Origin of the sequence: Agrobacterium sp. RC10-4-1 (assembly GCF_014138475.1) — a bacterium.
Lineage (GTDB): Bacteria > Pseudomonadota > Alphaproteobacteria > Rhizobiales > Rhizobiaceae > Agrobacterium > Agrobacterium pusense.
Genome location: NZ_JACJIT010000003.1, coordinates 583,777 through 610,191 on the forward strand (window position 1 = coordinate 583,777; position 26,415 = coordinate 610,191).

Genomic DNA, 26,415 nt, shown 5'->3' on the forward strand with positions numbered 1-26,415 from the left:
TCGTCACCTTTAATTTGTCGGCGCGGGAGCTGCAGCCGGATCCGGCAGCGGCGCCGGGTTCGCAGACAGCGTGCGGAGATAGGCAATAAGATCTGCTCTTTCCGTTTCTTTCTTCACACCCGCAAAGCCCATGGCCGTGCCTGGAACGTGCTTTTTCGGGGCTTCGAGAAAATAGTTGAGATGATCGTAATCCCAGTGCTCGGCTCCACCCTTGGAGAAATCCTTCATCGCTGCGGAGTAGCTGAAACCTTCGTGGCTGGCGATCGGCCGGTTGACGACATCGAAGAGATTGGGGCCGACCTTGTTTGCACCACCACTCTCTCCGGTATGACAGCTCGTACATTTCTTGAAGACCGCTTCGCCCTTGGCGGCGTCCGCGCTGGCGAGCAACTGTGCGATCGGGGTGGCCGCAGCCGCCGCTTCTCCGCCGCCCGTTCCGCCGCTGCTTTCTTCCGCGACGATGGCGTAACCTTCCTTTTCGGGCGCGGGCGCATGGAAAATGCCCTCGGACGCAATCGACACCGACATCAGGACGAATACTGTACCCAGAAACGCCCCAACGCCCATATTAACATAAGAATTCATCTAAACGCGCTCCCTCGCATCCGCTCGATATAACGGGCATCTTGAAATTGCTCGAAAGCTATGGCTTTTGCACAGCCTGCGCAACTTGAATAATGCTCCCCACACCGTGACGTTTTGACACTTTTCGGGCGGGATTTGAAGGGTGTCGGATGAATAATCGGGATTTCGAGAAAGCTGTCGTCCTCATACCGGCGCGAATGGCCTCCACGCGCCTGCCCGGCAAGCCGCTTGCCGACATTGGTGGCAAGCCGATGATCGTGCAGGTTGCGCAGCGGGCACGTGAGGCCGGCGCGGAGCGAATCGTCGTCGCGGTCGATGACGAACAGGTATTTTCGGCGGTTCAAAATGCCGGTTTCGACGTGATGATGACGCGTGACGACCATCAATCCGGTTCGGATCGCATTTTCGAAGCGCTGCAGAAGGCCGACCCCTATGGCAAGGCGGAATATGTCATCAATGTTCAGGGCGACCTTCCAACCATCGAGGCGGAAACTATACGTGCCTCGTTGCGCCCGCTGGAGAACGCCGCCGTCGACATTGCGACACTGACGGTCGAAATCACCGACGAGGAAGAAAAAACCAATCCGAACGTAGTGAAAGTTGTGGGCAGCCCACTTTCCGAAACACGTCTGCGCGCGCTTTATTTCACCCGCACCACCGCGCCTTACGGCGAGGGGCCGCTTTATCATCATATCGGGCTCTACACCTATCGCCGTGCTGCGCTCGAGACATTCGTGAGTCTACCGCCCTCACCGCTGGAAAAGCGCGAGCGGCTGGAGCAGCTGCGTGCTCTCGAAGCGGGCATGCGCATTGATGCCGAGATCGTCCGCTCCGTGCCGCTCGGTGTCGATACGCCGCACGATCTCGAAAAAGCCCGCAAAATTCTTGCAAGCAGAACCCTTTAACGGACAGTCCCATGAGCTTGATCACCAATCGCATTGCCTTTCAGGGCGAATTCGGCGCGAACTCCGACATGGCCTGCCGCGACATGTTTCCGAACATGGAACCATTGCCGTGTCCGACATTCGAGGATGCGTTCAACGCCATTGAAAACGGCGAAGCCGATCTCGGCATGATCCCGATCGAAAACACTCTGGCCGGCCGCGTGGCGGATATTCATCACCTGCTGCCGGAATCGCGCCTGCATATCATCGGCGAATATTTCATGCCGATCCGCTTTCAGCTGATGGTGATGCCGGGCGTGAAAAAGGACGAAATCCGCACCGTCCACAGCCACATCCACGCACTTGGCCAGTGCCGCAAGATCATTCGTTCCAACGGCTGGAAACCCGTCATCGCCGGCGATACGGCAGGATCGGCAAGGCTCGTTTCCGAAACGGGCGACCGCAGCATGGCGGCGCTTGCGCCGCGTCTTGCCGCCAGCCTTTACGGTCTCGATATTCTCGCCGAGAATGTCGAGGATTCGGAAAACAACGTCACGCGCTTCGTAGTGCTTTCCCGCGATGAAAACTGGGCCAAGCGCCAGTCGAGCGAAGAAATCGTCGTCACGACTTTCGTTTTCAACGTCCGCAACATTCCCGCGGCACTCTACAAGGCCATGGGTGGCTTTGCGACGAACGGCATCAATATGACGAAGCTCGAAAGCTACCAGCTCGGCGGCAAATTCGTGGCGACGCAATTTTATGCCGACATTGAAGGCCATCCCGATGACGAACCCGTGCGGCATGCTCTGGACGAGCTGCGCTTCTTCTCTGAAAAAGTCCGCATTCTCGGCGTCTACAAGGGCCATGCGATGCGCGGCAAGCTCAACCAGAGCTGAGCCTGCCGCAATCTCCTACCTTGGCCATTCCACCCAGTCGCGCATCAGGCGATGCGCGATGGCTCCCATGGGCGGCGCAGAAAGACCTTCGCCCGCCGGGGCCTCCAGCATCTTTGCCACCTCTTCCCGCGTGAACCAGCGGCAATCCTCAAGCTCGACCTCATCGCGTGCGATCTCAAAAGACAACGCCTCGGCATAACAGCCGATCATCAGCGTATGCGGCATCGGCCAAGGCTGGGAGGCGTGATAACGGACGCGGCCGATTTCGACGCCGGATTCCTCGTGCGTTTCACGGCGAACAGCCTGTTCGATGGTCTCACCCGGTTCCACAAAACCGGCGAGGCACGAATACATGCCCGGCGCAAAATGCGCTCCGCGGCCAAGCAGGCACAGATCGCGCTCGATATCGATCGTCATCATGATGACGACGGGATCAGTGCGTGGAAAAATAGTGTGGCTGCAGGCGGCGCAGATGCGCTTGTAGCCGCCGATTCGCAGCTCCATGGCCCCACCGCATTTCCCGCAAAAGCGGTTGTCGGCGTTCCAATGTGTGAGGCTGACGGCCTGGGCGACCTCACTCAGCAATTCCTCTTCCAGCAGGTGATCGCGATACAGCGTGCGGGCATCGGCAAGCTTGTAGTGGCTCGCCAGCTGGTCTTCGGCCACGGCAACCGGAACGGCGATTCGCGGTTCGCCGGTCTCCCGATATCCAAGCAGGACGGCATTGTCGAAATCCGGCTGCAACTCGGCCAGCTCATAGGCGGAAAACAGGGGGTCGATGACCTGTTCGTCATGCTTCAGGACAAGCCGGCTGCCCGAAAAGGCAAAAATATGGGTGCCGTCGACTTTCAGGGCATCGGCAACGCATTCCTCCGTCCGCTTTTCCGCGAAACGGTCGAGGGCATTTTTGGAAAAAGCCGTCAGCAGACTTGCTTCGGGATGGGGGGCAGTGGTTTCAAAAATTTTCATGGAAATCATCAGAGTGCGCCGGAGATTTTTTTCATCAAAGTTTCCTTTTCGCCCGCGGCATAAGGCACGGGCGTCCCGTGACCCCAGATGGGGCCGGGCCAGCAGGTGTCGCCTTCATTGCGGGCGATAATATGGACATGCAGTTGCCGGACGATGTTGCCCAGAGCGCCCACATTGATCTTGGTGGCCGCGGTAATTTCTTTCAAGGCGGACGCGACAAGATTGGTCTCGAATGTCAGCACGGCCTGATCAAGCGGAGTAAGATCGAACAGCTCGCTGACGCCCTCTCGCTGCGGCACCAGCACCAGCCATGGCCAGCGGCTGTCATTTTGCAAACGCAGTTCACATAGCCCCAAACGCGTCACGAGCACGCTATCGCGCGCCAGTCTTTCGTCCAGCTGGAATGTCTCCAAGGTGTCCTCCATGTTTGTTTTCATTGTGATAGCAGTTTTTTGAATGCTTGGCTTGCATTTGCTGTCGATATTGCCGATATGTGGCCCCGGGAGGTTGGTGGTGGACGAGCCACTCGCCAACCGGGTCAGGTCCGGAAGGAAGCAGCCCTAACGAGCCCGGCACGGGTCGCCGTGCCAGCCTCCCACCTTTTAAAAGACGTGCTCAGCTTTCGCCGGGCCAGTTCAGCGCCCCAAGACAAACTGGCAAAACAAACTGGCGAGGCGATGAACGACAGCGTACCCACCACATCAAGCGAATCCCAGGTCGGGACCGGCTATCGGGTACTGGCGCGCAAATATCGCCCGAAGGATTTTTCCGATCTGATGGTCGGACAGGAGCCGATGGTCCGCACGCTGACAAACGCGTTCGAGACCGGACGTATTGCGCAGGCCTATATGCTGACCGGCGTCCGCGGCGTGGGCAAAACGACCACGGCCCGCATTCTCGCCCGAGCGCTGAATTACAAAACCGACACCATCGACAAGCCGACCATCGATCTGCGCATTCCCGGTGAACATTGTCAGGCGATCATGGAAGGTCGCCATGTCGACGTGATCGAGATGGATGCCGCCTCCCATACCGGCATCGACGATATTCGCGAAATCATCGAACAGGTGCGTTATCGCCCTGTCTCGGCGCGTTATAAGGTCTATATCATCGACGAAGTGCACATGCTGTCGACGCAGGCTTTCAACGGCCTGCTCAAGACGCTGGAAGAGCCGCCGGAGCATGTGAAGTTCATCTTCGCCACAACGGAAATCCGCAAGGTTCCCATCACGGTTCTGTCACGATGCCAGCGTTTCGACCTGCGCCGCATCAGCGCCGCCGATCTCGTCGGCCTTTTTACCGCCATCGCCGGCAAGGAAGGTTTCGAAGCCGAACCGCAGGCGCTTTCGATGATCGCCCGCGCGGCGGAAGGGTCTGCCCGTGACGGCCTGTCGCTGCTCGATCAGGCAATCGCCCATGGTGGTGGCCGGGTGGAAGCTGAAGCGGTACGCGGCATGCTCGGTCTTGCCGACCGGGCCCGCATCGTCGATCTCTTCCAGCATGTCGTCAAAGGCGATGTCGCGGCCGCTCTGTCGGAATTCAACGGTCAATATGAGGCGGGCGCGAACCCGGTTGTGGTCCTTAACGATCTCGCCGATTTCACCCATCTCGTGACCCGCATGAAATATGTGCCGGATGCAGCGGAAGATCCCTCGCTTTCTGAAATAGAACGCGTGCGCGGTGCGGAATTTGCCGACACGATTGCGGTCACCGCGCTTTCGCGCATCTGGCAGATGTTGCTGAAGGGCATACCGGAAACGGAAAACGCCTCGCGCCCGGCCGGTGCTGCCGAAATGGTTCTCATCCGGCTGGCGCACGCTGCCAATCTTCCCGCACCCGAAGATGCTGCCCGGCGCTTGCTGGAGCTTTCGAACGGTGACGGGGGTTACGCCAATGGCGGACCTTCCGGCGGCGGCAATGGCGGCGGTGCGCGCGCCTATTCGTCAGCACAGACCGTGGCCGCGGGACGACCTGTCGATCTTCCCACCCAGCGCCAGGCAACACCACAGACCTCCGCCATACTGCGCGCCATTCCAGATAGCCGCCCGCAGGAGATGCAGGTCGCAGCACCGAAAACGGAGGAGCGGCCGGAGCCGAAAGTTCCCGTCAATTCCGTGCAGGATATTGCCGATCTGTGTCAGAAGAACCGCGATCCCGTCATGCGGGCGAAAGTGCGCAACTTCGTACGGCTCGTACGGCTGGAGCCCGGCCGGCTCGATATGCGCCTCGGGGAAGGTGCCCCCGGCTCCCTGCCCGGCGAACTTGGCGTCAAGCTCAAGGAATGGACTGGCATCCACTGGATCATCAGCCTCAGCAAGGAGCAGGGGGAACCGACCCTTGTCGAGGCTGAGGGCAACGCACGGGACGCGCGTCTTGTCGATGCACGCCAGGACCCTGATGTGGCTGCCATCCTGGCGCAGTTTCCCGGCGCAAAAATTACCGACGTGCGCATCCGCGCCGCCGTACAGGATGAGGCTGAAGACATCGCGTCGCCATCGGTTGCCGAATCGAGTGAAGGCGACATCCTTCCCGGCGACGACATCGAGTTTTAAACAAAAAGAACAGGAGATTGGCACATGCGTGACATCATGGGCATGATGGGCAAGGTCAAGGAAATGCAGGCCAAGATGGAGAAGGTGCAGGAAGAAATCGCTGCGCTCGAAATCGAGGGGCGTGCTGGCGGCGGTCTGGTAACCGTCATTCTGAACGGCAAGGGCGAAATGCGCGGCCTGAAAATCGATCCCTCGCTGTTGAAGGAAGACGAGGTGGAAATCCTTGAGGACCTGATCGTCGCAGCGCATAAGGACGCCAAGCAGAAAGGCGAAGCGCAGGCGCAGGAAAAGATGGCTGGGCTGACCGCCGGCCTGCCGCTGCCGCCCGGCATGAAGCTGCCGTTCTGATATAACCGATCTAAAGAGAGGGCGAAGCGCATGGAGCGGGCGCCCTCCTTGTCCCATGGCCGGCTTCAAGCTTCCAGCATCGCGCGAAACCGGCTCGCCAGCGGCGTTTCCAGAAAGGCCCGGCGTTCGGCTGCGTTGAGCTGCATGGGGCGAAAGCGCTGCAGAATGGTCGGTATTGGCAGCTTCAATCCTCGATAGGGTTTGAACACGATATCCTCCCCGGCAGCCAACATGCCGCCTTTCAGCACCCGGCAGTAGAACCCCGGTTGGCCCGCCCGACGGAAACGCAGTGCGAAATCGGGATCGCCGATGCGAACCGACAGTGTGGCGCAGGGAATGCGGGCGGCGGTCACTTCCAGCTCAACGTCATTTGCCGAGAACCTGTCGCCAACGTGGAGTTTTGCGCTGTCGACACCATCAAGAACGAGGTTCTCACCAAAAAACCCGGGTTCGACCGCAAAGCCCAGAGAGCGGGACCAGAAGTCGAGATCGGCGGAGCCCATGACGTAAATCGCCTGATCCGGCCCGCCGTGATGTTTGCGATTGCAGACGGCGTCACTGACGATGCCTTCCGCATCGACCATGACGGGACCCTGCACGGCGTGTTTGAAGATGCCCGTCTTCGAGGTCTTTCCCGGCAGCCTTTTCGCCTCGCCCCGGCACACCGCCCTGATTTTCATGGACAACCCTTTGCGCTTCATGATTCCCGTTTCCCGATTTATGCAGTAGAAAGCGCTCATGGCAAAACGAGTCACCGGCCCCGAAATCGAAAAACTGATCCAGCTCCTGGCAAAAGTGCCGGGGCTTGGGCCCCGCTCGGCGCGGCGGGCAGCACTGCATCTCATCAAGAAGAAGGAACAGCTTCTCGGGCCGCTGGGCCATGCCATGGGCGAGGCCTATGACAAGGTGAAGATCTGCTCCTGCTGCGGCAACGTCGATACGATAGACCCCTGCACCGTCTGCGCCGACGACCGGCGCGACCAGTCGGTCATCATCGTGGTGGAAGATGTGTCTGATCTCTGGGCGCTGGAGCGGACGGGTGCGATGAACACCGCCTATCACGTGCTGGGGGGCACGCTGTCGCCGCTCGACGGGGTCGGGCCCGAGGACCTGAACATCAAGGGCCTGATCGACCGTGTGAGCGCCGGCGGCATTCGCGAGCTCATCATCGCCGTCAATGCGACGGTGGAAGGGCAGGCAACCGCCCATTACATCACCGACCGCCTCTCCGGTCTCGACATCAAGATCACCCGGCTTGCGCATGGCGTGCCGGTGGGCGGTGAACTCGATTATCTCGACGAGGGCACTTTGACGGCCGCGCTTCGGGCGCGAACGACAATCTGAAGTCCCCCCTCCCTCCCCGTCATTCAAAGAGGAGACCGAATGCGAAACCGTTTTGCCCCGAAGGCACTGGCTGCCCTTCTTTCCTTTTTTTCAGCAACGACGGCGTTGGCGCAATCGGCACCGACAGGAGCAGCGGCAGCCCGATATGATGCCGAATTTAATGCCTGGCTGAAAAAGGAAATCTGGCCGGAAGCCCGCAAGGCCGGCATTTCACAAAGGACGCTTGAGGCCACGCTCAGCGGTCTCTCCATCAGCTGGAACCTGCCCGATCTCGTCATTCCCGGCCAGAAGCCGCCAAAGGAGCAGAGCCAGAGCCAGGCGGAATTTTCCTCGCCCGGCGCCTATTTCTCGGAAAAGCGGCTGCAGGGTCTTGCCGCCACCGGGCGTTCGCTTGCTTCCACCCACGCGGCGACGCTGCGCCGGATAGAGGCGAAATACGGTGTGCCGGGTGATATCGTCGTTGCGATCTGGGGCCGCGAATCCGGTTTCGGCCGAGCCAAGCTGCCGCATTCCGTCGTCGATGTGCTGGCCACAAAAGCCTATATGTCTACCCGCAAGGAGATGTTTCGCGCCGAGTTGATCGATGCGCTGAAGATCGTCGAGAGTGGCGATATCGCGGCCTCTCGCATGATGGGCTCCTGGGCCGGTGCGCTCGGCCAGCCGCAATTCATGCCGTCGAGCTATCTGAAATATGCCGTGGACTTTGATGGCGACGGCCACCGTGACATCTGGAACTCCGTGCCGGACGCGTTGGCATCCATAGCTAACTATCTTTCTCAGCGCGGCTGGCAACGTAATCGCGACTGGGGTTTCGAAGTCTCGATCCCCGCCAATGTTTCCTGCGCGCAGGAAGGGCCTGATCTCGCACGACCTGTGGCGGACTGGGCGAAAATGGGCATCACACGTATTTCCGGAAAAGCCTTCCCGGCCAATGACCTCTCTGCCGATGGCATGATGCTGGTCCCGGCTGGGCGACACGGGCCGGAATTTGTGGTGACGCCGAATTTCTACGTCATCAAGGAATATAATAATTCCGATCTCTATGCGCTTTTCATCGGCAATCTCGCTGACCGCATCGCCCACGGGGCGGGGCCGTTCAAGGGGGAATGGGGCAATGTCGGATCGATGCTGCGCTCGGATGTTTTAGCGATGCAGAAGGCGTTGGTCGCCAAGGGCTACGATGTCGGCAAGGCAGATGGCCTCGCCGGTTTCAAGACGCGCCGCTCGCTTGGGGACTGGCAGTCGAAAAACGGGCTCGCTCCAACCTGCTTTCCCGATGCGACGTTGAAGGCGAAGCTGAAGTAGCGTTGCTGGCAACGTGTGAAAACCTCTCCTCCGTCATGCTCGGGCCTGTCCCGAGCATCTGCAACCGATTGATTTAATGATAGGTGTTTGGATCCTCGGGACAGGCCCGAGGATGACGGGGAGAGTGTGGGAAGGGCATCGCCACTCACTTACCCATCGTCTCTCAATGCTGATCGGTATGAGGCTTGTGAAAGATATCGTCGGTTGGCGGGATGGTCTGACGTTCGATCATCCGGTGCACCCGTGGCCGCGTCTTGCCGCGGTGAAGCTCCAGCAGCCGGTCCCAGGCCTCTGCATCTGCCTGGGTGCGGCGGTGATTATGGCGGACATATTCCACCCAGGTCGGCACGTGGTAGCTTTCCGTCCAGATGTCGGGGTTTTCGAGATCCCGCATCAGGTTCCAGTTGCGCGCGCCGTCACGAATGCGAATGCGGCGGCGCTCGGCCATCAGCGGCAGGAATTCGCCGAGATCCTCGTCATGGATTTCATAATCGATGAGGATGGCGATGGGGCCGCTGCGCGGCTTGATGTCCAGTCTCAGCGGCGGCTCCACGAAACGGTTGAGCGGATCGAGATTGAGCGAGGCGAAGGCTGGCATGGCGAGTTTGAGGCCGACGACGACACCGAGCAGCATCAGTGCGCAGGAACAGAGCAGCGAATAGGAAATGCCGTAATCTTCCGCCAGCTCACCCCACAGCCAGCTGCCGACCGCAATGCCGCCGAAGGTGAGCGTCTGGTAAAGCGAGAGCGCCCTGCCAACCACCCATCGCGGGGTGGAGAGCTGGACAATGGTATTGAAGAGCGACAGTGCCAGCACCCAGCAGGCGCCGGCAACGGTCAGCACCAGTGACGTGATGATCGCGCTCGTGCTCACCGCCGTTACGCCGGCGCTGAAGGCGAAGCCTAGAAATGCGACGCGCACGATCCATTCGCTGGACAGCACCTCGCGCAATCTCGCGCTGATCAGCGCGCCGCCGATGGCGCCGACGCCGAAGGCACCCAGCATGACGCCATAGGTCAGCGGGCCGCCCTCCACCAGGTCGCGGGCGACGATGGGCATCAAGGCGAGGATGGCGCTGGCGGAAAGGCCGAAAAGGAAGCCGCGCACCAGCACCTTGCCGATATTGGGCGACATCGCCACATAACGCATGCCGGCCGAAATGGCGGCCAGAAGCTGCTCCCGCGGCAGGGTCGAGGCATATTTGGGCGGCTGCCAGCGAAACAGGGCGTAGATCAGCGTGAAATAGCTCAGCGCATTCACGAAAAATGCGGCGGCCGCACCGGCGGCGGCGACGATGATACCGCCGATGGCCGGGCCGACACTGCGGGTAATATTGAAGCCGACACTGTTCAGCGTGACGGCGGCAGGCAAATCCTCGCGCGGCACCATTTCACCGACGGAGGCCTGCCAGGACGGATTGTTGAGGGCCGTGCCACAGCCGATCATAAAGGTAAAGAAAAGCAGCAGCCAGGGCGTGAGCCAGCCGGACCAGGCAAAAACGGTAAGCAGCACGGACGCCGTCAGCATCAGCAGCTGCGCCGAAATCATGATGCGGCGGCGGTCGAAACTATCGGCCAGCGCGCCTGAAATCAGCGAGAACAGCATGATAGGCAAAGAGGTGGAGGCCTGCACCAGCGCGATCATGTTTTCCGAACTGGAGAGCGACGTCATCATCCATGCGGCGCCCACCGCCTGGATCAGTCCGCCGAAATTTGAGGCAAGGCTCGCGATCCAGATTCGTCTGTAAGTCAAATGCCTTAAAGGCGCGAGTGGCGATTTACGGTCAGGCACGCTCTGTCCACTTGATGCAACTGCGATTTATCAAACGGCAACTATAGACAGTGCCGAAAATCATGCCAGCCTTTCCCGCACGGGAAGGGTGAAAATATGGCCGAGGGCGCAGCGGAAGCGAGTCTCCCCGCGAAAACCTTGCAATCCTGCACCGATGGGTCTATATGACCACTGAAATTCTTGATCGCTTGATGAAGAGTGGGGCCGCAAGGCTCCGCTCTTTTTCGTTAGGCGAACCGGAAACAGAGGGCTGAAAGCCCGGCGACAATCCAAAACCGGAAGGCCAGATGGCAGACACCGCACACGAACCGCGACTTATAACCGAAACCGGCATCGACCAGCGTATTGCCGAGATCATCGAACCCGTTCTGACGGGTATGGGCTATGTTCTGGTGCGCGTGCGGCTTTCCAATCAGAACGGCATGACGCTGCAGGTGATGGCGGAACGGGAAGACGGCACGATGACCGTTGAGGACTGTGAAGCCATTTCCATGGCCATTTCACCGGTTCTTGATGTGGAAGATCCGGTCGATAAAGCGTATCATCTTGAAGTTTCCTCGCCCGGCATCGACCGGCCGATGGTTCGCAAATCGGATTTCACCCGTTGGCAGGGCCATCTGGTGAAGGTCGAAACCTCCATTCTGGTCGAGAACCGCAAGCGGTTTCGCGGCAAGATCGTTGAGGTTGATGCTGACGGTTTCAAGCTGGAACGCGACCAGATCGCTTATGGCGAAGAGCCGACAGTCGTTATTCCGTTCACTGCGCTTTCCGATGCGAAGCTCATTCTGACGGACGACCTTATTCGTGATGCGCTGCGGGCAGACAAGGCGGCCAAGGCCGCTGCCGCAAACCAGAACGACGAAAACGAAGCAGACGAAGACTAATTCCAACGTAAAGCCCGGAAAACGGGCGATCCCCGCAATTATGCGACTTACGGAGATAAAAAAATGGCAGTGAGTGCTAACCGGCTTGAGCTTCTGCAGATCGCCGATGCTGTGGCGCGCGAAAAGGTCATCGACCGCGAAATCGTGCTTGCCGCAATGGCCGACGCTATCCAGAAAGCCGCCCGCTCGCGCTATGGTTCGGAAACCAATATCCGCGCCGACATCAACTCCAAGACCGGCGAAATCCGCCTGCAGCGTCTTCTGGAAGTTGTCGAAGCGGCTGAGGACTATTCGACCCAGATCCCGCTGGAGCTTGCCCGCGACCGCAACCCGGACGCCAAGCTCGGCGACTTCATTGCCGATCCGCTGCCACCGATGGATTTCGGCCGTATCGCTGCCCAGTCCGCCAAGCAGGTCATCGTGCAGAAGGTGCGCGAGGCCGAGCGTGACCGCCAGTATGACGAGTTCAAGGACCGTATCGGCGAAATCGTCAACGGCACCGTCAAGCGCGTCGAATACGGCAACGTCATCGTCGATCTCGGCCGTGGCGAAGGCATTATCCGTCGTGACGAGATGATCCCGCGCGAAAACATGCGCTACGGCGATCGCGTACGCGCCTACGTCTACGACGTTCGCCGCGAACAGCGTGGCCCGCAGATTTTCCTGTCGCGTACCCATCCGCAGTTCATGGTGAAGCTCTTCACCATGGAAGTGCCTGAGATCTACGACGGCATCATCCAGATCAAGTCGGTTGCCCGTGATCCTGGCTCACGCGCCAAGATTGCCGTCATCTCGAACGATAGCTCGATCGACCCGGTCGGCGCCTGCGTCGGTATGCGCGGTTCGCGCGTTCAGGCCGTCGTCGGCGAACTCCAGGGTGAAAAGATCGACATCATTCCGTGGAGCCAGGAGCCGGCGTCGTTCATCGTCAACGCCCTGCAGCCGGCGGAAGTCGCCAAGGTCGTTCTGGATGAAGAGTCCGAGCGTATCGAAGTGGTCGTTCCCGACGAGCAGCTGTCGCTCGCCATCGGCCGCCGCGGTCAGAACGTGCGTCTGGCATCGCAGCTGACCGGCTGGGACATCGACATCATGACCGAGCAGGAAGAATCCGAGCGCCGTCAGAAGGAATTCAACGAGCGTACGGCCCTGTTCATGGAAGCGCTCGACGTCGACGAAATGGTCGGCCAGGTTCTGGCTTCGGAAGGCTTCGCGCAGGTTGAAGAACTGGCTTATGTGGATCTCGACGAAATCTCCTCGATCGATGGCTTCGACGAAGACACCGCCGATGAAATCCAGACCCGCGCCCGCGAATATCTGGAACGCCTGGAAGCCGAAATGGACGCCAAGCGCAAGGAACTCGGCGTTTCCGACGAATTGCGCCAGATCGACGGCCTGACCTCGCAGATGATGGTTGCGCTCGGCGAAGACGGCATCAAGACCATCGAAGACTTTGCCGGCTGCGCAGCGGACGATCTCGTTGGCTGGAGCGAGCGCAAGGACGGCGAGACGAAGAAGTTCGAAGGCATCTTCTCCAAGCTCGATGTTTCGCGCGTCGAGGCCGAGAACATGGTGGTGCAGGCTCGCCTTCTGGCAGGCTGGATCACCGCCGAAGAGCTCGCTTCCGAACAGGAAGCCGATGCGGAAGCTGCCGAGGAGGCGGATACCGCCGAGCAGGAATGACATCGCAGGCGCATGAGCCGGACGAGCTGCCCGAGACTGACGATGACGGGCGGATCAAAGGCGACGTCAATGGACGTATGTGCATTGTGACACGGCAGAGCGGATCGCCAGATGAGCTGATCCGCTTCGTCGCAGGCCCGGACGGCGACGTCGTTCCGGACCTGAAACGCCAATTGCCGGGACGCGGCTGCTGGGTGACACCCGAGCGCGCCCTGATCGAGAAAGCCATCGCGAAGAAGCTCTTCGCGCGGGCTCTGAAACGTGACGTCAAGGCCGGGCCTGAGCTTCTCGCTCTTCTCGACCGTCTGATGGCGCAGCATGTGGCTGGCATGATGAACATGGCGCGCAAGGCGGGCCAGTTCATCAGCGGCGCGACGAAGGTCGATGCTGCCGTCCGGTCCGGGAACGCGATCGCCGTGTTTCACGCGACCGACGCTGCGGCCGATGGCGTCAGAAAACTGGACCAGGCCCGCAAGGCCTGGGCACTCGGCAGCGATGCCGGCAATGAAATTCCGTCCTTCCGGCTCTTTAGCGAAGCCGAAATGGACGAGTTGATGGGCCAGAATGCTTTTATCCATGCCTGCGCGCTTGCAGGGCAGGCGGGTGAGGGTGTAGTGAAGCGCGCAACGATGCTTGAGCAGTACCGCAATGGCGGTCGGGCTCATGCGGAACGCGACGCTGCCCGGACAGAACAATGACGCGGTTGCCCGATATGAACGGTCGCCGCGTTCCGATGCAGCAATTGAACGACGAGACCTGATGAACGTCATCCGGTTCTCGTCCGAAGGAACGGGAACGGAATGACCGACAACAACGACGACAAGACACTCAACGCGCCTGCCAAGAAGACTCTTACCCTGAAGCCGGGCGGGATGAATCAGGGCACCGTGCGGCAGGATATGGGTCGAGGTCGCACCAACGCGGTTGTCGTGGAAACACGCAAGCGCCGCCCCATGCGTCCCGAAGACGAGAAGCAGGTACATTCGGCTGCGGCCCCCGCTCCGAAGCCGGCGGCTCCCGCCGCAGCAGCGCCGCGTCCACAGGCTCCGCAGCCACGCATCCACCAGCCCAGCAACCAGCAGCAGCGTCCGGGTTCTTCCCCTTCGCAGCAGCAGCGTCCCGGCTCGTCTGCGCCCCAGCAGCGCCAGCCGGAGCGTCCGCGCGGCAATGTTCTGCATGACCTTTCCGCCGGTGAAATGGAAGCCCGTCGCCGCGCACTGATGGAAGCGCAGGCCCGTGACGTCATTGAAGCCAAGCAGCGCGCCGAAGAAGAGGCTCGCCGCAAGGTGGAAGAAGAACGCCGCATTGCCGCGGAAAAGGAAGAGGCCGCCCGCCGCGCCGCCGAGGAGGCTGAAGCAGCAAAGCTCGCGGCAAGCCAGCCGGCCGCGGAAGCGAAATCCGAACCGGCCGCTGAGAAGCCGGTTTCTGCCGCTCAGCCGGCGCCCCGCGCCGAGGCTCGTCCTCAGCCCGCCGCTGCCCCTGCCCGCCCGGCCACCGAAACCGCCGCTCCGCGCGGTCGCCGCACTGACGGCGACGAGGAGGACGATCGCGGTGCACGCCGTGGTAACCTGCCAGTCCGTGGCAAGGTTGCAGCGCCGGCGCCGGCCAAGCCGGCTGCACGCCTGAAGACAGAAGAAGAACGCCGCCGTGGCAAGCTGACCGTTACCTCGTCCAACCTGGATGAAGACGGTACGCCGCGTGGCCGCTCCATGGCATCCATGCGCCGCCGGCAGGAAAAGTTCCGCCGCAGCCAGATGCAGGAGACCCGTGAAAAGGTAATGCGCGAAGTGATCCTGCCGGAAACCATCACCATTCAGGAACTGTCGCAGCGCATGTCGGAACGTGCCGTCGACGTCATCAAGTTCCTGATGAAGGAAGGCCAGATGATGAAGCCGGGCGACGTGATCGACGCCGATCTGGCGGAACTGATTGCGGTCGAATTCGGCCACACCGTCAAGCGCGTTTCCGAATCCGACGTGGAAGAAGGCATCTTCAACCAGGCGGACGACGAAGGCGAAATGCTGCCGCGTCCGCCCGTCGTGACGATCATGGGTCACGTCGACCACGGCAAGACCTCGCTTCTCGACGCCATCCGTCAGGCGAACGTTGTTGCCGGCGAAGCCGGTGGCATCACCCAGCATATCGGCGCCTATCAGGTCGAGAAGAACGGTCAGAAGATCACCTTCATCGACACCCCCGGCCACGCCGCCTTCACCGCCATGCGTGCCCGTGGTGCGCAGGCGACGGATATCGCCGTTCTGGTGGTTGCCGCAGACGACAGCGTGATGCCGCAGACGATCGAGTCCATCAACCACGCCAAGGCGGCGGGTGTTCCGATCGTCGTTGCGATCAACAAGATCGACAAGCACGAGGCCAACCCTGAAAAGGTTCGCCAGCAGCTTTTGCAGCACGAAGTCTTCGTGGAATCGATGGGCGGTGAAGTTCTTGACGTCGAAGTTTCGGCCAAGAACAAGCTCAACCTCGACAAGCTGCTTGAAGCGATCCTGCTGCAGGCCGAAATCCTTGACCTCAAGGCGGACCCGAACCGCACGGCGGAAGGTACGGTCATCGAAGCCGAGCTCGACCGCGGCCGCGGCGCCGTTGCCACGGTTCTGGTTCAGAAGGGCACGCTGAAGCCCGGCCAGATCATCGTTGCCGGTGATCAGTGGGGCCGTGTGCGCGCGCTCGTCAACGACAAGGGCGAACATGTCAAGGAAGCCGGTCCGGCCATGCCGGTCGAGATTCTCGGTCTTTCCGGGACGCCGTCGGCCGGTGACCGTTTCGCGGTTGTCGAAAATGAAAGCCGTGCTCGCGAGATTTCCGAGTACCGCCAGCGTCTGGCACGCGACAAGGCTGTCGCACGTCAGACCGGCCAGCGCGGTTCGCTGGAACAGATGATGAGCCAGTTGCAGACGTCGGGAATGAAGGAATTCCCGCTGGTCATCAAGGCAGACGTGCAGGGTTCGGTCGAAGCCATTATCGCTTCGCTCGACAAGCTCGGCACCGACGAAGTCCGCGCTCGTATCGTTCATTCGGGTGCTGGTGCCATCACGGAATCGGATATCTCGCTTGCCGAGGCCTCCAACGCCGCAATCATCGGCTTCAACGTTCGCGCCAATGCACAGGCACGTACGGCTTCCGAACGCGCCGGTATCGAGATCCGCTACTACAACATCATCTACGATCTGGTGGATGACGTGAAGGCGGCGATGTCGGGTCTGCTTTCGCCGGAACGTCGCGAGACCTTCCTCGGCAATGCCGAAATCCTCGAGGTGTTCAACATCACCAAGGTCGGCAAGGTCGCGGGTTGCCGTGTCGTCGAAGGCAAGGTGGAACGTGGCGCGGGTGTTCGTCTGGTTCGCGACAACGTCGTCATCCACGAAGGCAAGCTCAAGACTCTCAAGCGCTTCAAGGACGAAGTCAACGAAGTGCCTGTTGGTCAGGAATGCGGTATGGCCTTCGAAAACTACGAAGACATCCGCGCCGGCGACACCATCGAGTGCTTCCGCGTCGAACACATCACGAGAACGCTCTAAAGCATTTCCAGGAAAAGTGGACCCCCGGTTTTCCGTCCGGAAATGCGATAGAACAAAGAGCGTTCTCGCCGCAAAACAGGACTTTACTGTCGGGCGCCGGCTTACCGGCGCTCGCTCCGTTTGAGGCATAACCCATGGCAAAAGCTACATCATCGGCCCCTTCCCAACGCATGCTGCGCGTCGGCGAACAGGTGCGCGCCGCCCTGACCCAGATTCTCCAGCGCGGTGAAGTCCGCGACGATCTGATCGAAAGCACCGTCATTTCCATTTCGGAAGTGCGCATGTCTCCCGATCTCAAGATCGCGACAGCTTACGTGACGCCGCTCGGCGTTGCCGACCACACCGATATCATCACGGCACTCAACCGCCATGCCAAGTTCATGCGCGGCCGCCTCGGCCCGCAGCTCCGGCAGATGAAATACATGCCGGAACTGCGTTTCCGCGACGATACGAGTTTCGACAATTATCAGAAGATCGACGCGCTTCTACGCTCGCCCGAAGTGCAGCGCGATCTTGGACCTTCAAACGAAAAAGACGACGAACAGAACTGAAGCATGTCCAAACCACGCAAACAGCAGAACCGCAAACCCAAGGGCCGTCCGATTTCCGGTTGGCTGATCCTCGACAAGCCGCTCGATTTCGGCTCTACCGAGGCCGTCTCCAAGATCAAGTGGCTGTTCAATGCCCAGAAGGCAGGCCATGCCGGCACGCTTGATCCGCTGGCCTCCGGCATGTTGCCGATCGCGCTTGGTGACGCCACCAAGACCGTGCCTTACGTCATGGACGGCCGGAAAATCTACGAATTCACAGTGACCTGGGGCGAGCAGCGCACGACCGACGATCTGGAAGGCGAAGTGGTCGAATCTTCCGATCAGCGCCCGGACGAGCAGGCGATCCGCGATCTTCTGCCCAATTATACCGGCGTGATCATGCAGACCCCGCCGCAATTCTCCGCTATCAAGATCGCCGGTGAACGCGCTTATGATCTGGCACGTGACGGCGAGACCGTGGAAATTCCCGCACGCGAGGTGGAAATCCATCGCTTGACGTTGCTGGCCTGCCCGGATGCCGATACGGCCCATTTCGAAGTGGAATGTGGCAAAGGCACTTATGTGCGGGCGCTTGCGCGTGACATGGGCCGCGATCTCGGCTGTTTCGGCCATATCTCGGAACTGCGCCGCACCATGGTCGCTCCATTCGGTGAAGACATGATGGTGCCGCTCGAAACGCTCACCGCGCTGGAAGCCGTTGAAGACCGCGACGAGCGGCTGGAAGCGCTGGACGCCTATCTGATCGACACGGCCGAAGCGCTTTCCGCCCTTCCCCGCCTTATTATCAACGACGACCAGGCGCACCGGCTGAAGATGGGCAACCCTATCCTGCTGCGCGGGCGCGATGCGCCGGCCAGCCATCCGGAAGCCTACGCTACGGCGCATGGCAAGCTGGTCGCCATTGGCGAAATCGGCGAAGGCGAGTTTCGCCCGAAGAGGGTTTTCGGCTGAGTCGGACCGTCCCGCGTTTGCTGACGCGTGGCGGAGCGCTGTCAATCGCCTCTTTCCATTGCACCCGGAATAGTTTATAGGCAGCGCCAGCTTGGGCTTTGCCTTCGCTTTTCATGGCCAGAGCTGGACGACATCCCGGCTCTAGGCGTCCCGTTTTCCTTAAAACTGAAAGGATCGTCCGATGTCGATTACTGCAGAGCGTAAAGCCGCCCTCATCAAGGAATATGCAACGAAGGAAGGCGACACCGGTTCGCCGGAAGTTCAGGTCGCAATCCTTACCGAGCGGATCAACAACCTGACCGGTCACTTCAAGGATCACAAGAAGGACAACCACTCGCGTCGTGGCCTTCTGACCCTGGTTTCGAGCCGTCGTTCGCTTCTCGACTATCTGAAGAAGAAGGACGAAGCCCGTTACACCAAGCTGATCGGTGCTCTCGGCATTCGCCGCTAATAAGGTTTCCGGCGGGCTTCTCAACGATGCCCGCCGGTTTTTAATTCCGGCCCTACAGGCCGCATGATTTTCCGGGCGTTTGCCGCAGATGTGGCCCCCGGGGCGATAAGGGTGAACCGGATGGGCCGGTGCCGCCTTTTTCAACCGCAGACCTGTCATGGGGCAGGATTGCCGGATGCTTGCCTGCCCAAGCCTCCCGCTGTCTTGCCCGTGATTGAGTCACAGCGCTGCCACGGCCGGTCACGATGACCGAGCGGGCAGCCACAACCAAGGACAAGATATGTTCAATCAACACTCCGTGGAAATCGAATGGGCAGGCCGCCCGCTGAAGCTCGAGACCGGCAAGGTTGCCCGTCAGGCTGATGGCGCCGTCATCGCAACCTACGGCGAGACCATGGTTCTCGCGACTGTGGTTTCCGCTAAGTCTCCGAAGCCGGGTCAGGATTTCTTCCCGCTCACCGTCAACTATCAGGAAAAGACCTACGCAGCCGGCAAGATCCCCGGTGGTTACTTCAAGCGTGAAGGCCGTCCGAGCGAAAACGAAACGCTGGTCTCGCGCCTGATCGACCGCCCGATCCGTCCGCTCTTCCCTGAAGGTTACAAGAACGACACCCAGGTTGTCGTCACCGTTATCCAGCACGACCTGGAAAACAATCCTGACATCCTCTCCATGATCGCCACATCCGCGGCGCTCACGCTTTCCGGTGTTCCCTTCATGGGCCCGGTTGGCGGCGCGCGCGTTGGCTACATCAACGGCGAATATGTTCTGAACCCGCATCTCGACGAGATGGATGAGTCGGTTCTGGACCTGGTTGTTGCCGGCACGCAGGACGCCGTCCTGATGGTGGAATCGGAAGCCAAGGAACTCAACGAAGACGTCATGCTCGGCGCGGTCATGTTCGGTCACCGCGGTTTCCAGCCCGTTATCGATGCGATCATCAAGCTCGCCGAAGTTGCCGCCAAGGAACCGCGCGAATTCGAACCGGAAGATTTTTCCGCTCTCGAAAACGAGATGCTGGCACTCGCCGAAGCTGAACTGCGCGACGCTTACAAGATTACCGAAAAGGCCGCCCGTTACGCCGCCGTCGACGCCGTCAAGGCTAAGGTGAAGGCGCACTTCCTGCCGGAAGAAGGCGAAGCCAAGTACACGCCGGAAGAAATCGGCGCTGTCTTCAAGCACCTTCAGGCCAAGATTGTTCGCTGGAACGTTCTCGACACCAAGAGCCGCATCGACGGCCGCGACCTGTCGACCGTTCGCCCGATCGTTTCCGAAGTCGGCATTCTGCCGCGCACGCACGGTTCGGCGCTCTTCACCCGCGGTGAAACCCAGGCGATCGTTGTTGCGACCCTCGGCACCGGCGAAGACGAGCAGTATGTCGACAGCCTCACCGGCATGTACAAGGAACGCTTCCTGCTGCATTACAACTTCCCGCCCTACTCGGTCGGTGAAACAGGCCGCATGGGCTCTCCGGGCCGTCGTGAAATCGGCCACGGCAAGCTCGCATGGCGCGCTATCCGTCCGATGCTGCCGACTGCCGAACAGTTCCCCTACACGCTGCGCGTCGTTTCCGAAATCACCGAATCCAACGGCTCCTCGTCGATGGCAACGGTCTGCGGCACCTCGCTTGCACTGATGGACGCAGGCGTTCCGCTTGCCAAGCCGGTTGCCGGTATCGCCATGGGCCTCATCCTCGAAGGCGACCGTTTCGCGGTTCTGTCCGACATCCTCGGTGACGAAGACCACCTCGGCGACATGGACTTCAAGGTCGCAGGTACGGCTGACGGCATCACCTCGCTGCAGATGGACATCAAGATCGCCGGTATCACCGAAGAGATCATGAAGATCGCTCTGGAGCAGGCACAGGGTGGCCGCAAACACATTCTCGGCGAAATGGCCAACGCCATCACCGAGAGCCGCGGTCAGCTCGGCGAATTTGCGCCGCGCATCGAAGTGATGAACATCCCGGTCGACAAGATCCGTGAAGTCATCGGCTCCGGCGGCAAGGTCATTCGCGAAATCGTCGAAAAGACCGGCGCGAAGATCAACATCGAAGACGACGGCACCGTCAAGATCGCTTCTTCTTCCGGCAAGGAAATCGAAGCGGCCCGCAAGTGGATCCACTCCATCGTTGCGGAACCGGAAGTCGGCGCCATCTATGAAGGCACGGTTGTCAAGACCGCCGACTTCGGCGCTTTCGTCAACTTCTTCGGCGCCCGTGACGGCCTCGTCCACATCTCGCAGCTCGCTTCCGAGCGTGTTGCCAAGACCTCGGACGTCGTCAAGGAAGGCGACAAGGTCTGGGTCAAGCTGATGGGCTTTGACGAGCGTGGCAAGGTTCGCCTGTCCATGAAGGTTGTCGACCAGGAGACCGGCAAGGAAATCGTTGCCGACAAGAAGAAGGAAGACGGTGAAGCCGCTGCCGAATAAGGCCGCGCCACCAGATCCTGTCGAGGCGCGGGTTTTGCCCGCGCCTTTTTTCTATTCTACCGTGAGGATGCTCCCATGAGCCGTGACGCCGTAAAAACCCTTTTCCATCCCTTTGCCTCTGACATGCTTGCCATGCCGAAAGACGGCGAACGCGTTCTTTTTCTGGGAGCAGAGGCGGGTCCGCGGCTCGACGGTTTCGACGCGGAGATCGCCGCGGTTCAGCATCTTCGGCCGCTCTATCGCGCTCTTGAAGCTCAGGGTGCAAAGGTCACTCCGGATATTTCGGGCGAAGATTACGATGCGGCGCTGCTGCTTTGCGGCAAACACCGCGGCGAAAATGAAAACCGTGTCGCTGAAGCGCTTTCCCGGGTGAAGGCCGGCGGCCTGATCGTCGCAGCCGGATCGAAGGAGGACGGTATTCTGACGCTGCGTAAGACGCTGACAAAGCTCGGTATCGAGGCGGACTCGACGCCGAAATATCACGGCGTTGCCCTGTGGTTCAAACGGCCGGACGATATCTCTGCCGTCGTGTCGAAACTTGCTCAGAAGCCCGTGACGGTGGAAGGCCGCTTCACCGCCCTGCCCGGCATGTTCTCACATGACCGCGTGGACGATGGTTCGGAACTGCTCGCATCGCGCCTGCCGACCGATTTCGACGGCAATGCTGCCGATTTCGGCGCCGGCTGGGGTTACCTCTCCATCATGCTGGCGGAAAAATCGCCGCGCACGGCCCGTATCGATCTGTTCGAAGCGGATTGGAATGCGCTCGAATTCGCCAAGACCAATCTTCTCGAAAACAACCCTCGCCTGACGGCGCGTTTCTTCTGGCAGGATCTGGCAAACGAGCCGCCGAAGGAGAAATACGACCTCATCATCATGAACCCGCCTTTCCATTCAAGTGGACAGGCGGCGGAGCCGGCGCTGGGTCAGGCCTTCATCAAGGCCGCGGCCGGGGCGCTGCGCAGCGGTGGCAAGTTGCTGATGGTCGCCAATCGCGGCCTGCCCTATGAGCCGGTGTTGGCAGCAGAATTCCGCACCAGCACGGAAGTATGCCGAAATGCCCGCTTCAAGATTCTGAGCGCTCAGAAGTAAGAAAATCAGCTCAATAGCCAGGCCCATAGCGACACGGAAAGGACACCGGTCGCCGTGGATATGCTGATGGTTGAGGCCGCAACGCTGTGGCCGATGCCGAAACGGTTGGCGATGAGCCAGGCATTCACGCCCGTTGGCACCGACGAGGTGAGGACAAGCGCCGCCGTCCATTCACGGCTTAGCCCGAGTACGTGGCCCATGGCCCAGACACAGGCTGGCAGGAGCAGCAGTTTAAAAAAAGTCATGGTGACGGCAATGCCCATATTGCCGCGGATGGTGTATTTCGTCAGGGCCATGCCCAGCGAGATCAGGGCTGCGGGTCCTGCCATGGAGGCGATCTGATCCACCACTGTTTTCAGGACTGGCGTCAGCGCCAGACCGGAAACATTGGTCGAAAGCCCTATGACGAGGCCAATCACAAGAGGATTGGTGACGAGATTTCTGCCGACCTGCTTGAAGACCGCGGCCGTGCTGCGCTTTTCTCCACCGATTGCCTTGTGCGTTGCATTTTCCATCAGGATCGTGCCGGCGATCATCATGACCGGCAGGTGGATGGCGAGCAGGATGGAAAGGGCAACCAGCCCTTCGTCGCCCACGGAGCGACCGACAAGAGGCAGGCCAATGAAGATATTATTCGCAAAGGCCGAGGAGATGCCGGCAATGACGGCGATGCGGACATCCTGCTTGAACACATGGCGGGTGACGATATGCCCGACTGTCCAGGTGACGGCCACGCCAGCAAAATAAGTGAGCCAGAGCCGGAACGGCGAGGCACCGTGGAAATTCGCTTCCGCAAGGGTGCGGAAAATCAAGGTCGGCACGGCGATCTTGAAGACGAAGTCGCTCAAGATCTCTCCTGCGTCTGCCCGGAAGAGGCCAGCTCTCACGGTCAGCCAGCCGATCAGGATGAGAATGAAAATCGGGGCGACATTCGCGGCAACGGCAGACATGGAGGGAAAGCTTTCGCGGCTTTTGCGGGAGGATACTCCGCTTTAGAGCCTTTTCGGCCGGAATGGAATCCGAAAACGCTTCATGTTCCGGTTTTAATCGCGGCATGGAAGGCTGGGCAGCCTTCGCACCACATCTACCGGGCGGGCGTGCGGCCCATGCGATGGTGACGTCTGCCTAAAAGAAAAAGCGGGGTCTCCCCCGCCTTTTATGTCCGTTATATGCCGCCAGTACATCCGTGGCGGAGATAACGGTTGAGCCAGAAGACCTCATGTCTTCCACTTCGGTACGCATTCACACACCTCTGCTCTGGTCGCAGAGATAGCTTAACCATATTACAGGCAAATGACGCGTTTTCTTCTTTCGCGCAGAACCGCATATTTCCGCTTTAGGCTTTTCTTGCCGCCAGAAATGTTTAAGACCTTTGAAAAAAAGACGCACACCCCGTGCGAACCGGATAGGGCCAATGACGAAATTTGACGTACTGACTGTCGGCAATGCCATCGTCGACATCATTTCCCGCTGCGATGACCGCTTTCTCAACGACAATGCCATTACCAAAGGGGCGATGAACCTCATAGACGCAGAACGGGCAGAGCTGCTTTATTCGCTGATGGGGCCGGCTCTCGAAGCCTCCGGCGGCAGCGCTGGCAATACGGCGGCGGGTGTGGCGAATTTCGGCGGCAAGGCTGCCTATTTCGGCAAGGTGGCGGAAGACCAGCTCGGCGAAATCTTCCAGCACGACATCCGCGCTCAGGGCGTTTATTTCGAAACCAAGCCGCAAGGCACCTTTCCGCCAACGGCCCGTTCGATGATCTTCGTGACCGAAGATGGCGAGCGTTCGATGAACACCTATCTCGGCGCCTGCGTCGATCTGGGCCCTGAGGATGTGGAAGATGACGTGGTGGCGCAGACCAAGGTCACCTATTTCGAGGGTTATCTGTGGGATCCGCCGCGCGCCAAGGATGCGATCCGCGAATGCGCCCGCATTGCTCACGAAAACGGCCGCGAAGTTTCCATGACGCTTTCCGACAGTTTCTGCGTCGGCCGTTACCGTGAGGAGTTTCTCGATCTGATGCGCTCCGGCACAGTGGATATCGTTTTCGCCAACAAGCAGGAAGCGCTTTCCCTTTATGAAACCGACGACTTCGAGCTTGCGCTGACCAGGATCGCCGCCGACTGCAAGATCGCGGCGGTGACGATGAGCGAAGAAGGCGCGGTTATCCTGCGCGGCACGGAACGCGTGAAGGTGGATGCCTATCCGGTGCATGACGTGGTCGACACGACGGGTGCGGGCGATCTTTTCGCCGCCGGCTTCCTGTTCGGTTATACGCAGGACCGGTCGCTCGAAGATTGCGGCAAGCTTGGCTGCCTTGCGGCTGCCGCTGTCATTCAGCAGGTCGGGCCTCGTCCCATGTCATCGCTGAAGGCGCTTGGCGAGAAGCACGGCCTTATTTAAAGGCTTCACCCGGGTAAGCACCCCAGATTTCGCCCTGCGAAACCCAGCCCGAGGCCTGACCGGCCTCGGCGCGACACCAGTCCCCATTGCATTCGCCGATCCTGAAGACCACGCCCGGCTCAAGTCGTGCCACAACGGCAGCGCCCGACTGCGCTTCACGGCGCATGTTCACATAAACTTCCTTGCCCTTGCCCCGCATCCAGGGGGCTGCTACGGCCGTGCGCTCACCGGAGAGAAGGGCCTGGTTGACCCAGCCTTCCGTCCCATCGGCATCACGGATGCGCCGCCAGTTTTCATATTCCTGGATGATCTCCACCGGCATCCCCGATTTCAGATACATCCATGACACGGCGTAATCCGTGCTCGGACCGATGCGCATGTTCACGCGTTTGGATTTCAGGCTGACGAAACGCGGCAGCGGCAGGCCGCTGGCGCCTTTCGCGGCGCCCTGCGCCATGGCGTCGGTTGCCGCACCGAGGAGGCCCAAAGACAATGCAATGCAAACAATAGAAACCACACTGCGCATGCCCATTTCCGTTTCCCGCCTTCTGCAAACCGGATGATATTTAAGGAGGCTCGTTTCCACATGCCTCAAGCTTCAGCGAGTTTTGTTTGTCTTCGCCGGTGGGTCTGGTAGAAACGCCCTAATTGAAAGAAATTATCGCTCTTTCTGGTTAATGACTTCTGAACAAGGCAGCGGCAAACGATGACCCCCAAGAAGAGACCGACAGTCTATATCACCCGCAAATTGCCTGATGTCGTCGAAACCCGAATGCGCGAACTTTTCGACGCAGAACTCAATATCGATGACACCCCGCGCAGCGAGGAAGAACTGGTCGCCGCCATGCAGCGGGTGGACGTGCTGGTGCCAACGGTCACCGATCGCATTACCGCCCCGATGATCGAGCAGGCTGGACCGCAGCTGAAGCTGATCGCGAGTTTCTCCAACGGCATCGACCATGTGGATGTGGACGCCGCGGCCCGCAAGGGCATCACCGTGACGAACACGCCCAACGTACTGACCGAGGACAGCGCCGATATCACCATGGCGCTGGTGCTGGCCGTACCGCGCCGCATGATCGAGGGCACACGCGTCCTTGCCAATGGCGCGGATGAGTGGCTCGGCTGGTCACCAACCTGGATGCTGGGACGGCGCATTTCCGGCAAGCGTATCGGTATTGTCGGGATGGGCCGCATCGGCACCGCGGTGGCACGGCGCGCCAAGGCTTTCGGGCTTTCCATTCACTATCACAACCGCAAACGCGTCAATCCGGCGACGGAGGCGGAGCTCGAAGCGACCTATTGGGACAGTCTCGACCAGATGCTCGCGCGGGTGGACATCGTTTCGGTCAACTGCCCCTCGACGCCCGCGACCTATCACCTTATTTCCGCCCGGCGGCTCGCGCTGATGCAGCCGACGAGCTACATCGTCAATACCGCGCGGGGCGACATCATCGATGAGGCAGCGATGATCCAGTGCCTGCGCGAGGGCAAGATCGCCGGCGCTGGACTGGATGTCTACGAGAACGAGCCTGCGGTGAACCCCAAGCTCATCAAGCTTGCCAAGGAAGGCAAGGTGGTGCTGCTTCCACATATGGGTTCAGCGACAATCGAAGGCCGCATCGAGATGGGTGACAAGGTCATCATCAATATACGCACGCTGTTCGATGGTCACCGCCCGCCGAACCGGGTGTTGCCCGGGCGAAACTGAAACAGAGGCCCGAAGATCGGACCTCCCGGTTCTTGTCAATCGCGCCGGA

General features: G+C 60.2%; 24 protein-coding genes and 1 other RNA gene. 18 read left to right on the plus strand and 7 right to left on the minus strand.

The window, feature by feature from the left end; genetic code table 11:
• Window positions 1-9: 9 nt before the first annotated feature.
• The gene (locus tag FHW77_RS11420) at window positions 10-585 is read right to left on the minus strand and encodes a c-type cytochrome (RefSeq protein WP_004439101.1); all 576 of its coding nucleotides are present in this window, start codon (window positions 583-585) and stop codon (window positions 10-12) included.
• 149 nt (window positions 586-734) lie between these two features.
• Between FHW77_RS11420 and FHW77_RS11425 the strand changes: the two genes are divergently transcribed.
• Complete coding sequence (locus tag FHW77_RS11425) at window positions 735-1,490, plus strand: 3-deoxy-manno-octulosonate cytidylyltransferase (RefSeq protein WP_004439098.1); 756 nt, start codon at window positions 735-737, stop codon at window positions 1,488-1,490.
• Between the two features lie 11 nt (window positions 1,491-1,501).
• Window positions 1,502-2,365, plus strand: coding sequence for a prephenate dehydratase (locus FHW77_RS11430; protein ID WP_004439096.1), 864 nt, complete (start codon window positions 1,502-1,504; stop codon window positions 2,363-2,365).
• 15 nt (window positions 2,366-2,380) lie between these two features.
• On the opposite strand, the gene nudC is transcribed toward FHW77_RS11430, so the two are convergent.
• Window positions 2,381-3,343: an NAD(+) diphosphatase gene (nudC, locus tag FHW77_RS11435; protein WP_081859372.1), complete on the minus strand. Its 963-nt coding sequence runs from the start codon at window positions 3,341-3,343 to the stop codon at window positions 2,381-2,383.
• Window positions 3,343-3,771: an HIT domain-containing protein gene (locus FHW77_RS11440; protein WP_006699828.1), complete on the minus strand. Its 429-nt coding sequence runs from the start codon at window positions 3,769-3,771 to the stop codon at window positions 3,343-3,345. The genes nudC and FHW77_RS11440 overlap by 1 nt, the downstream gene beginning before the upstream one ends.
• A 65-nt stretch (window positions 3,772-3,836) precedes the next feature.
• Between FHW77_RS11440 and ffs the strand changes: the two genes are divergently transcribed.
• The 3 genes from ffs to FHW77_RS11455 all read left to right on the plus strand — a co-directional run bounded on the left by ffs (window position 3,837) and on the right by FHW77_RS11455 (window position 6,234).
• An RNA gene (ffs, locus tag FHW77_RS11445) (signal recognition particle sRNA small type) lies at window positions 3,837-3,933 on the plus strand.
• A 78-nt stretch (window positions 3,934-4,011) separates the two neighbouring features.
• Window positions 4,012-5,886: a DNA polymerase III subunit gamma/tau gene (locus FHW77_RS11450; protein ID WP_004439086.1), complete on the plus strand. Its 1,875-nt coding sequence runs from the start codon at window positions 4,012-4,014 to the stop codon at window positions 5,884-5,886.
• A gap of 24 nt (window positions 5,887-5,910) precedes the next feature.
• Window positions 5,911-6,234, plus strand: a complete 324-nt coding sequence (locus FHW77_RS11455) for a YbaB/EbfC family nucleoid-associated protein (protein WP_004439084.1) — start codon at window positions 5,911-5,913, stop codon at window positions 6,232-6,234.
• A gap of 65 nt (window positions 6,235-6,299) precedes the next feature.
• On the opposite strand, the gene FHW77_RS11460 is transcribed toward FHW77_RS11455, so the two are convergent.
• Complete coding sequence (locus FHW77_RS11460) at window positions 6,300-6,935, minus strand: MOSC domain-containing protein (protein ID WP_004439081.1); 636 nt, start codon at window positions 6,933-6,935, stop codon at window positions 6,300-6,302.
• Window positions 6,936-6,972: 37 nt separating this feature from the next.
• Between FHW77_RS11460 and recR the strand changes: the two genes are divergently transcribed.
• Both recR and FHW77_RS11470 read left to right on the plus strand, forming a co-directional pair.
• Window positions 6,973-7,578, plus strand: coding sequence for a recombination mediator RecR (gene recR, locus FHW77_RS11465; protein ID WP_003507177.1), 606 nt, complete (start codon window positions 6,973-6,975; stop codon window positions 7,576-7,578).
• 39 nt (window positions 7,579-7,617) lie between these two features.
• Entirely contained in the window at window positions 7,618-8,883 is a 1,266-nt protein-coding gene (locus FHW77_RS11470) for a lytic murein transglycosylase (protein ID WP_004439074.1), read from the plus strand.
• A 163-nt stretch (window positions 8,884-9,046) separates the two neighbouring features.
• Here the strand turns inward: FHW77_RS11470 and FHW77_RS11475 are convergent, their stop codons facing one another.
• A complete protein-coding gene (locus tag FHW77_RS11475; RefSeq protein ID WP_004439071.1) occupies window positions 9,047-10,675 on the minus strand; it encodes an MFS transporter in 1,629 nt (542 codons plus the stop codon).
• 287 nt (window positions 10,676-10,962) lie between these two features.
• Between FHW77_RS11475 and rimP the strand changes: the two genes are divergently transcribed.
• From rimP to FHW77_RS11520, 9 genes are all read left to right on the plus strand, one after another.
• Window positions 10,963-11,559: a ribosome maturation factor RimP gene (gene rimP / locus FHW77_RS11480; RefSeq protein WP_004439068.1), complete on the plus strand. Its 597-nt coding sequence runs from the start codon at window positions 10,963-10,965 to the stop codon at window positions 11,557-11,559.
• A gap of 63 nt (window positions 11,560-11,622) precedes the next feature.
• Window positions 11,623-13,239: a transcription termination factor NusA gene (gene nusA, locus FHW77_RS11485; protein ID WP_003524306.1), complete on the plus strand. Its 1,617-nt coding sequence runs from the start codon at window positions 11,623-11,625 to the stop codon at window positions 13,237-13,239.
• Window positions 13,236-13,937: an RNA-binding protein gene (locus tag FHW77_RS11490; RefSeq protein WP_004439062.1), complete on the plus strand. Its 702-nt coding sequence runs from the start codon at window positions 13,236-13,238 to the stop codon at window positions 13,935-13,937. The genes nusA and FHW77_RS11490 overlap by 4 nt, the downstream gene beginning before the upstream one ends.
• 102 nt (window positions 13,938-14,039) lie before the next feature.
• Window positions 14,040-16,775, plus strand: coding sequence for a translation initiation factor IF-2 (gene infB / locus FHW77_RS11495; protein ID WP_004439058.1), 2,736 nt, complete (start codon window positions 14,040-14,042; stop codon window positions 16,773-16,775).
• 134 nt (window positions 16,776-16,909) lie between these two features.
• The gene (gene rbfA / locus FHW77_RS11500) at window positions 16,910-17,326 is read left to right on the plus strand and encodes a 30S ribosome-binding factor RbfA (protein WP_004439055.1); all 417 of its coding nucleotides are present in this window, start codon (window positions 16,910-16,912) and stop codon (window positions 17,324-17,326) included.
• 3 nt (window positions 17,327-17,329) lie between these two features.
• Window positions 17,330-18,277, plus strand: coding sequence for a tRNA pseudouridine(55) synthase TruB (truB, locus tag FHW77_RS11505; protein WP_004439053.1), 948 nt, complete (start codon window positions 17,330-17,332; stop codon window positions 18,275-18,277).
• A 181-nt stretch (window positions 18,278-18,458) separates the two neighbouring features.
• Window positions 18,459-18,728: a 30S ribosomal protein S15 gene (gene rpsO / locus FHW77_RS11510; protein ID WP_004439050.1), complete on the plus strand. Its 270-nt coding sequence runs from the start codon at window positions 18,459-18,461 to the stop codon at window positions 18,726-18,728.
• Between the two features lie 280 nt (window positions 18,729-19,008).
• Window positions 19,009-21,156 (plus strand): polyribonucleotide nucleotidyltransferase, encoded by a 2,148-nt coding sequence (gene pnp, locus FHW77_RS11515; RefSeq protein WP_004439047.1) that lies wholly within the window; start codon window positions 19,009-19,011, stop codon window positions 21,154-21,156.
• A gap of 75 nt (window positions 21,157-21,231) precedes the next feature.
• Window positions 21,232-22,248: a class I SAM-dependent methyltransferase gene (locus tag FHW77_RS11520; RefSeq protein WP_004439044.1), complete on the plus strand. Its 1,017-nt coding sequence runs from the start codon at window positions 21,232-21,234 to the stop codon at window positions 22,246-22,248.
• A 5-nt stretch (window positions 22,249-22,253) separates the two neighbouring features.
• Here the strand turns inward: FHW77_RS11520 and FHW77_RS11525 are convergent, their stop codons facing one another.
• On the minus strand, window positions 22,254-23,198 hold the full coding sequence (locus FHW77_RS11525) for an AEC family transporter (RefSeq protein WP_004439041.1): 945 nt from the start codon (window positions 23,196-23,198) through the stop codon (window positions 22,254-22,256).
• A gap of 464 nt (window positions 23,199-23,662) precedes the next feature.
• On the opposite strand from FHW77_RS11525, the gene FHW77_RS11530 reads away from it, so the two are divergent.
• Complete coding sequence (locus FHW77_RS11530) at window positions 23,663-24,655, plus strand: adenosine kinase (protein WP_004439040.1); 993 nt, start codon at window positions 23,663-23,665, stop codon at window positions 24,653-24,655.
• Here the strand turns inward: FHW77_RS11530 and FHW77_RS11535 are convergent.
• A complete protein-coding gene (locus FHW77_RS11535; protein WP_034496360.1) occupies window positions 24,648-25,181 on the minus strand; it encodes an SH3 domain-containing protein in 534 nt (177 codons plus the stop codon). The genes FHW77_RS11530 and FHW77_RS11535 overlap by 8 nt on opposite strands.
• 180 nt (window positions 25,182-25,361) lie before the next feature.
• On the opposite strand from FHW77_RS11535, the gene FHW77_RS11540 reads away from it, so the two are divergent.
• Window positions 25,362-26,366, plus strand: a complete 1,005-nt coding sequence (locus tag FHW77_RS11540; RefSeq protein ID WP_004439034.1) for a 2-hydroxyacid dehydrogenase — start codon at window positions 25,362-25,364, stop codon at window positions 26,364-26,366.
• The last annotated feature ends 49 nt before the right edge of the window (window positions 26,367-26,415 follow it).

Bases quoted from the DNA above. Each gene is read 5' to 3' on its own strand.
- pnp (WP_004439047.1), top strand. From the start codon at position 19,009: ATGTTCAATCAACACTCCGTGGAAATCGAATGGGCAGGCCGCCCGCTG.
- FHW77_RS11460 (WP_004439081.1), bottom strand. From the start codon at position 6,935: ATGAAGCGCAAAGGGTTGTCCATGAAAATCAGGGCGGTGTGCCGGGGC.
- FHW77_RS11540 (WP_004439034.1), top strand. From the start codon at position 25,362: ATGACCCCCAAGAAGAGACCGACAGTCTATATCACCCGCAAATTGCCT.
- FHW77_RS11450 (WP_004439086.1), top strand. From the start codon at position 4,012: ATGAACGACAGCGTACCCACCACATCAAGCGAATCCCAGGTCGGGACC.
- nusA (WP_003524306.1), top strand. From the start codon at position 11,623: ATGGCAGTGAGTGCTAACCGGCTTGAGCTTCTGCAGATCGCCGATGCT.
- FHW77_RS11455 (WP_004439084.1), top strand. From the start codon at position 5,911: ATGCGTGACATCATGGGCATGATGGGCAAGGTCAAGGAAATGCAGGCC.
- truB (WP_004439053.1), top strand. From the start codon at position 17,330: ATGTCCAAACCACGCAAACAGCAGAACCGCAAACCCAAGGGCCGTCCG.
- FHW77_RS11490 (WP_004439062.1), top strand. From the start codon at position 13,236: ATGACATCGCAGGCGCATGAGCCGGACGAGCTGCCCGAGACTGACGAT.
- recR (WP_003507177.1), top strand. From the start codon at position 6,973: ATGGCAAAACGAGTCACCGGCCCCGAAATCGAAAAACTGATCCAGCTC.
- FHW77_RS11535 (WP_034496360.1), bottom strand. From the start codon at position 25,181: ATGCGCAGTGTGGTTTCTATTGTTTGCATTGCATTGTCTTTGGGCCTC.
- rbfA (WP_004439055.1), top strand. From the start codon at position 16,910: ATGGCAAAAGCTACATCATCGGCCCCTTCCCAACGCATGCTGCGCGTC.
- rimP (WP_004439068.1), top strand. From the start codon at position 10,963: ATGGCAGACACCGCACACGAACCGCGACTTATAACCGAAACCGGCATC.
- FHW77_RS11520 (WP_004439044.1), top strand. From the start codon at position 21,232: ATGAGCCGTGACGCCGTAAAAACCCTTTTCCATCCCTTTGCCTCTGAC.
- FHW77_RS11525 (WP_004439041.1), bottom strand. From the start codon at position 23,198: ATGTCTGCCGTTGCCGCGAATGTCGCCCCGATTTTCATTCTCATCCTG.
- nudC (WP_081859372.1), bottom strand. From the start codon at position 3,343: ATGATTTCCATGAAAATTTTTGAAACCACTGCCCCCCATCCCGAAGCA.
- FHW77_RS11440 (WP_006699828.1), bottom strand. From the start codon at position 3,771: ATGAAAACAAACATGGAGGACACCTTGGAGACATTCCAGCTGGACGAA.
- rpsO (WP_004439050.1), top strand. From the start codon at position 18,459: ATGTCGATTACTGCAGAGCGTAAAGCCGCCCTCATCAAGGAATATGCA.
- FHW77_RS11430 (WP_004439096.1), top strand. From the start codon at position 1,502: ATGAGCTTGATCACCAATCGCATTGCCTTTCAGGGCGAATTCGGCGCG.
- FHW77_RS11470 (WP_004439074.1), top strand. From the start codon at position 7,618: ATGCGAAACCGTTTTGCCCCGAAGGCACTGGCTGCCCTTCTTTCCTTT.
- FHW77_RS11420 (WP_004439101.1), bottom strand. From the start codon at position 585: ATGAATTCTTATGTTAATATGGGCGTTGGGGCGTTTCTGGGTACAGTA.
- FHW77_RS11425 (WP_004439098.1), top strand. From the start codon at position 735: ATGAATAATCGGGATTTCGAGAAAGCTGTCGTCCTCATACCGGCGCGA.
- FHW77_RS11530 (WP_004439040.1), top strand. From the start codon at position 23,663: ATGACGAAATTTGACGTACTGACTGTCGGCAATGCCATCGTCGACATC.
- infB (WP_004439058.1), top strand. From the start codon at position 14,040: ATGACCGACAACAACGACGACAAGACACTCAACGCGCCTGCCAAGAAG.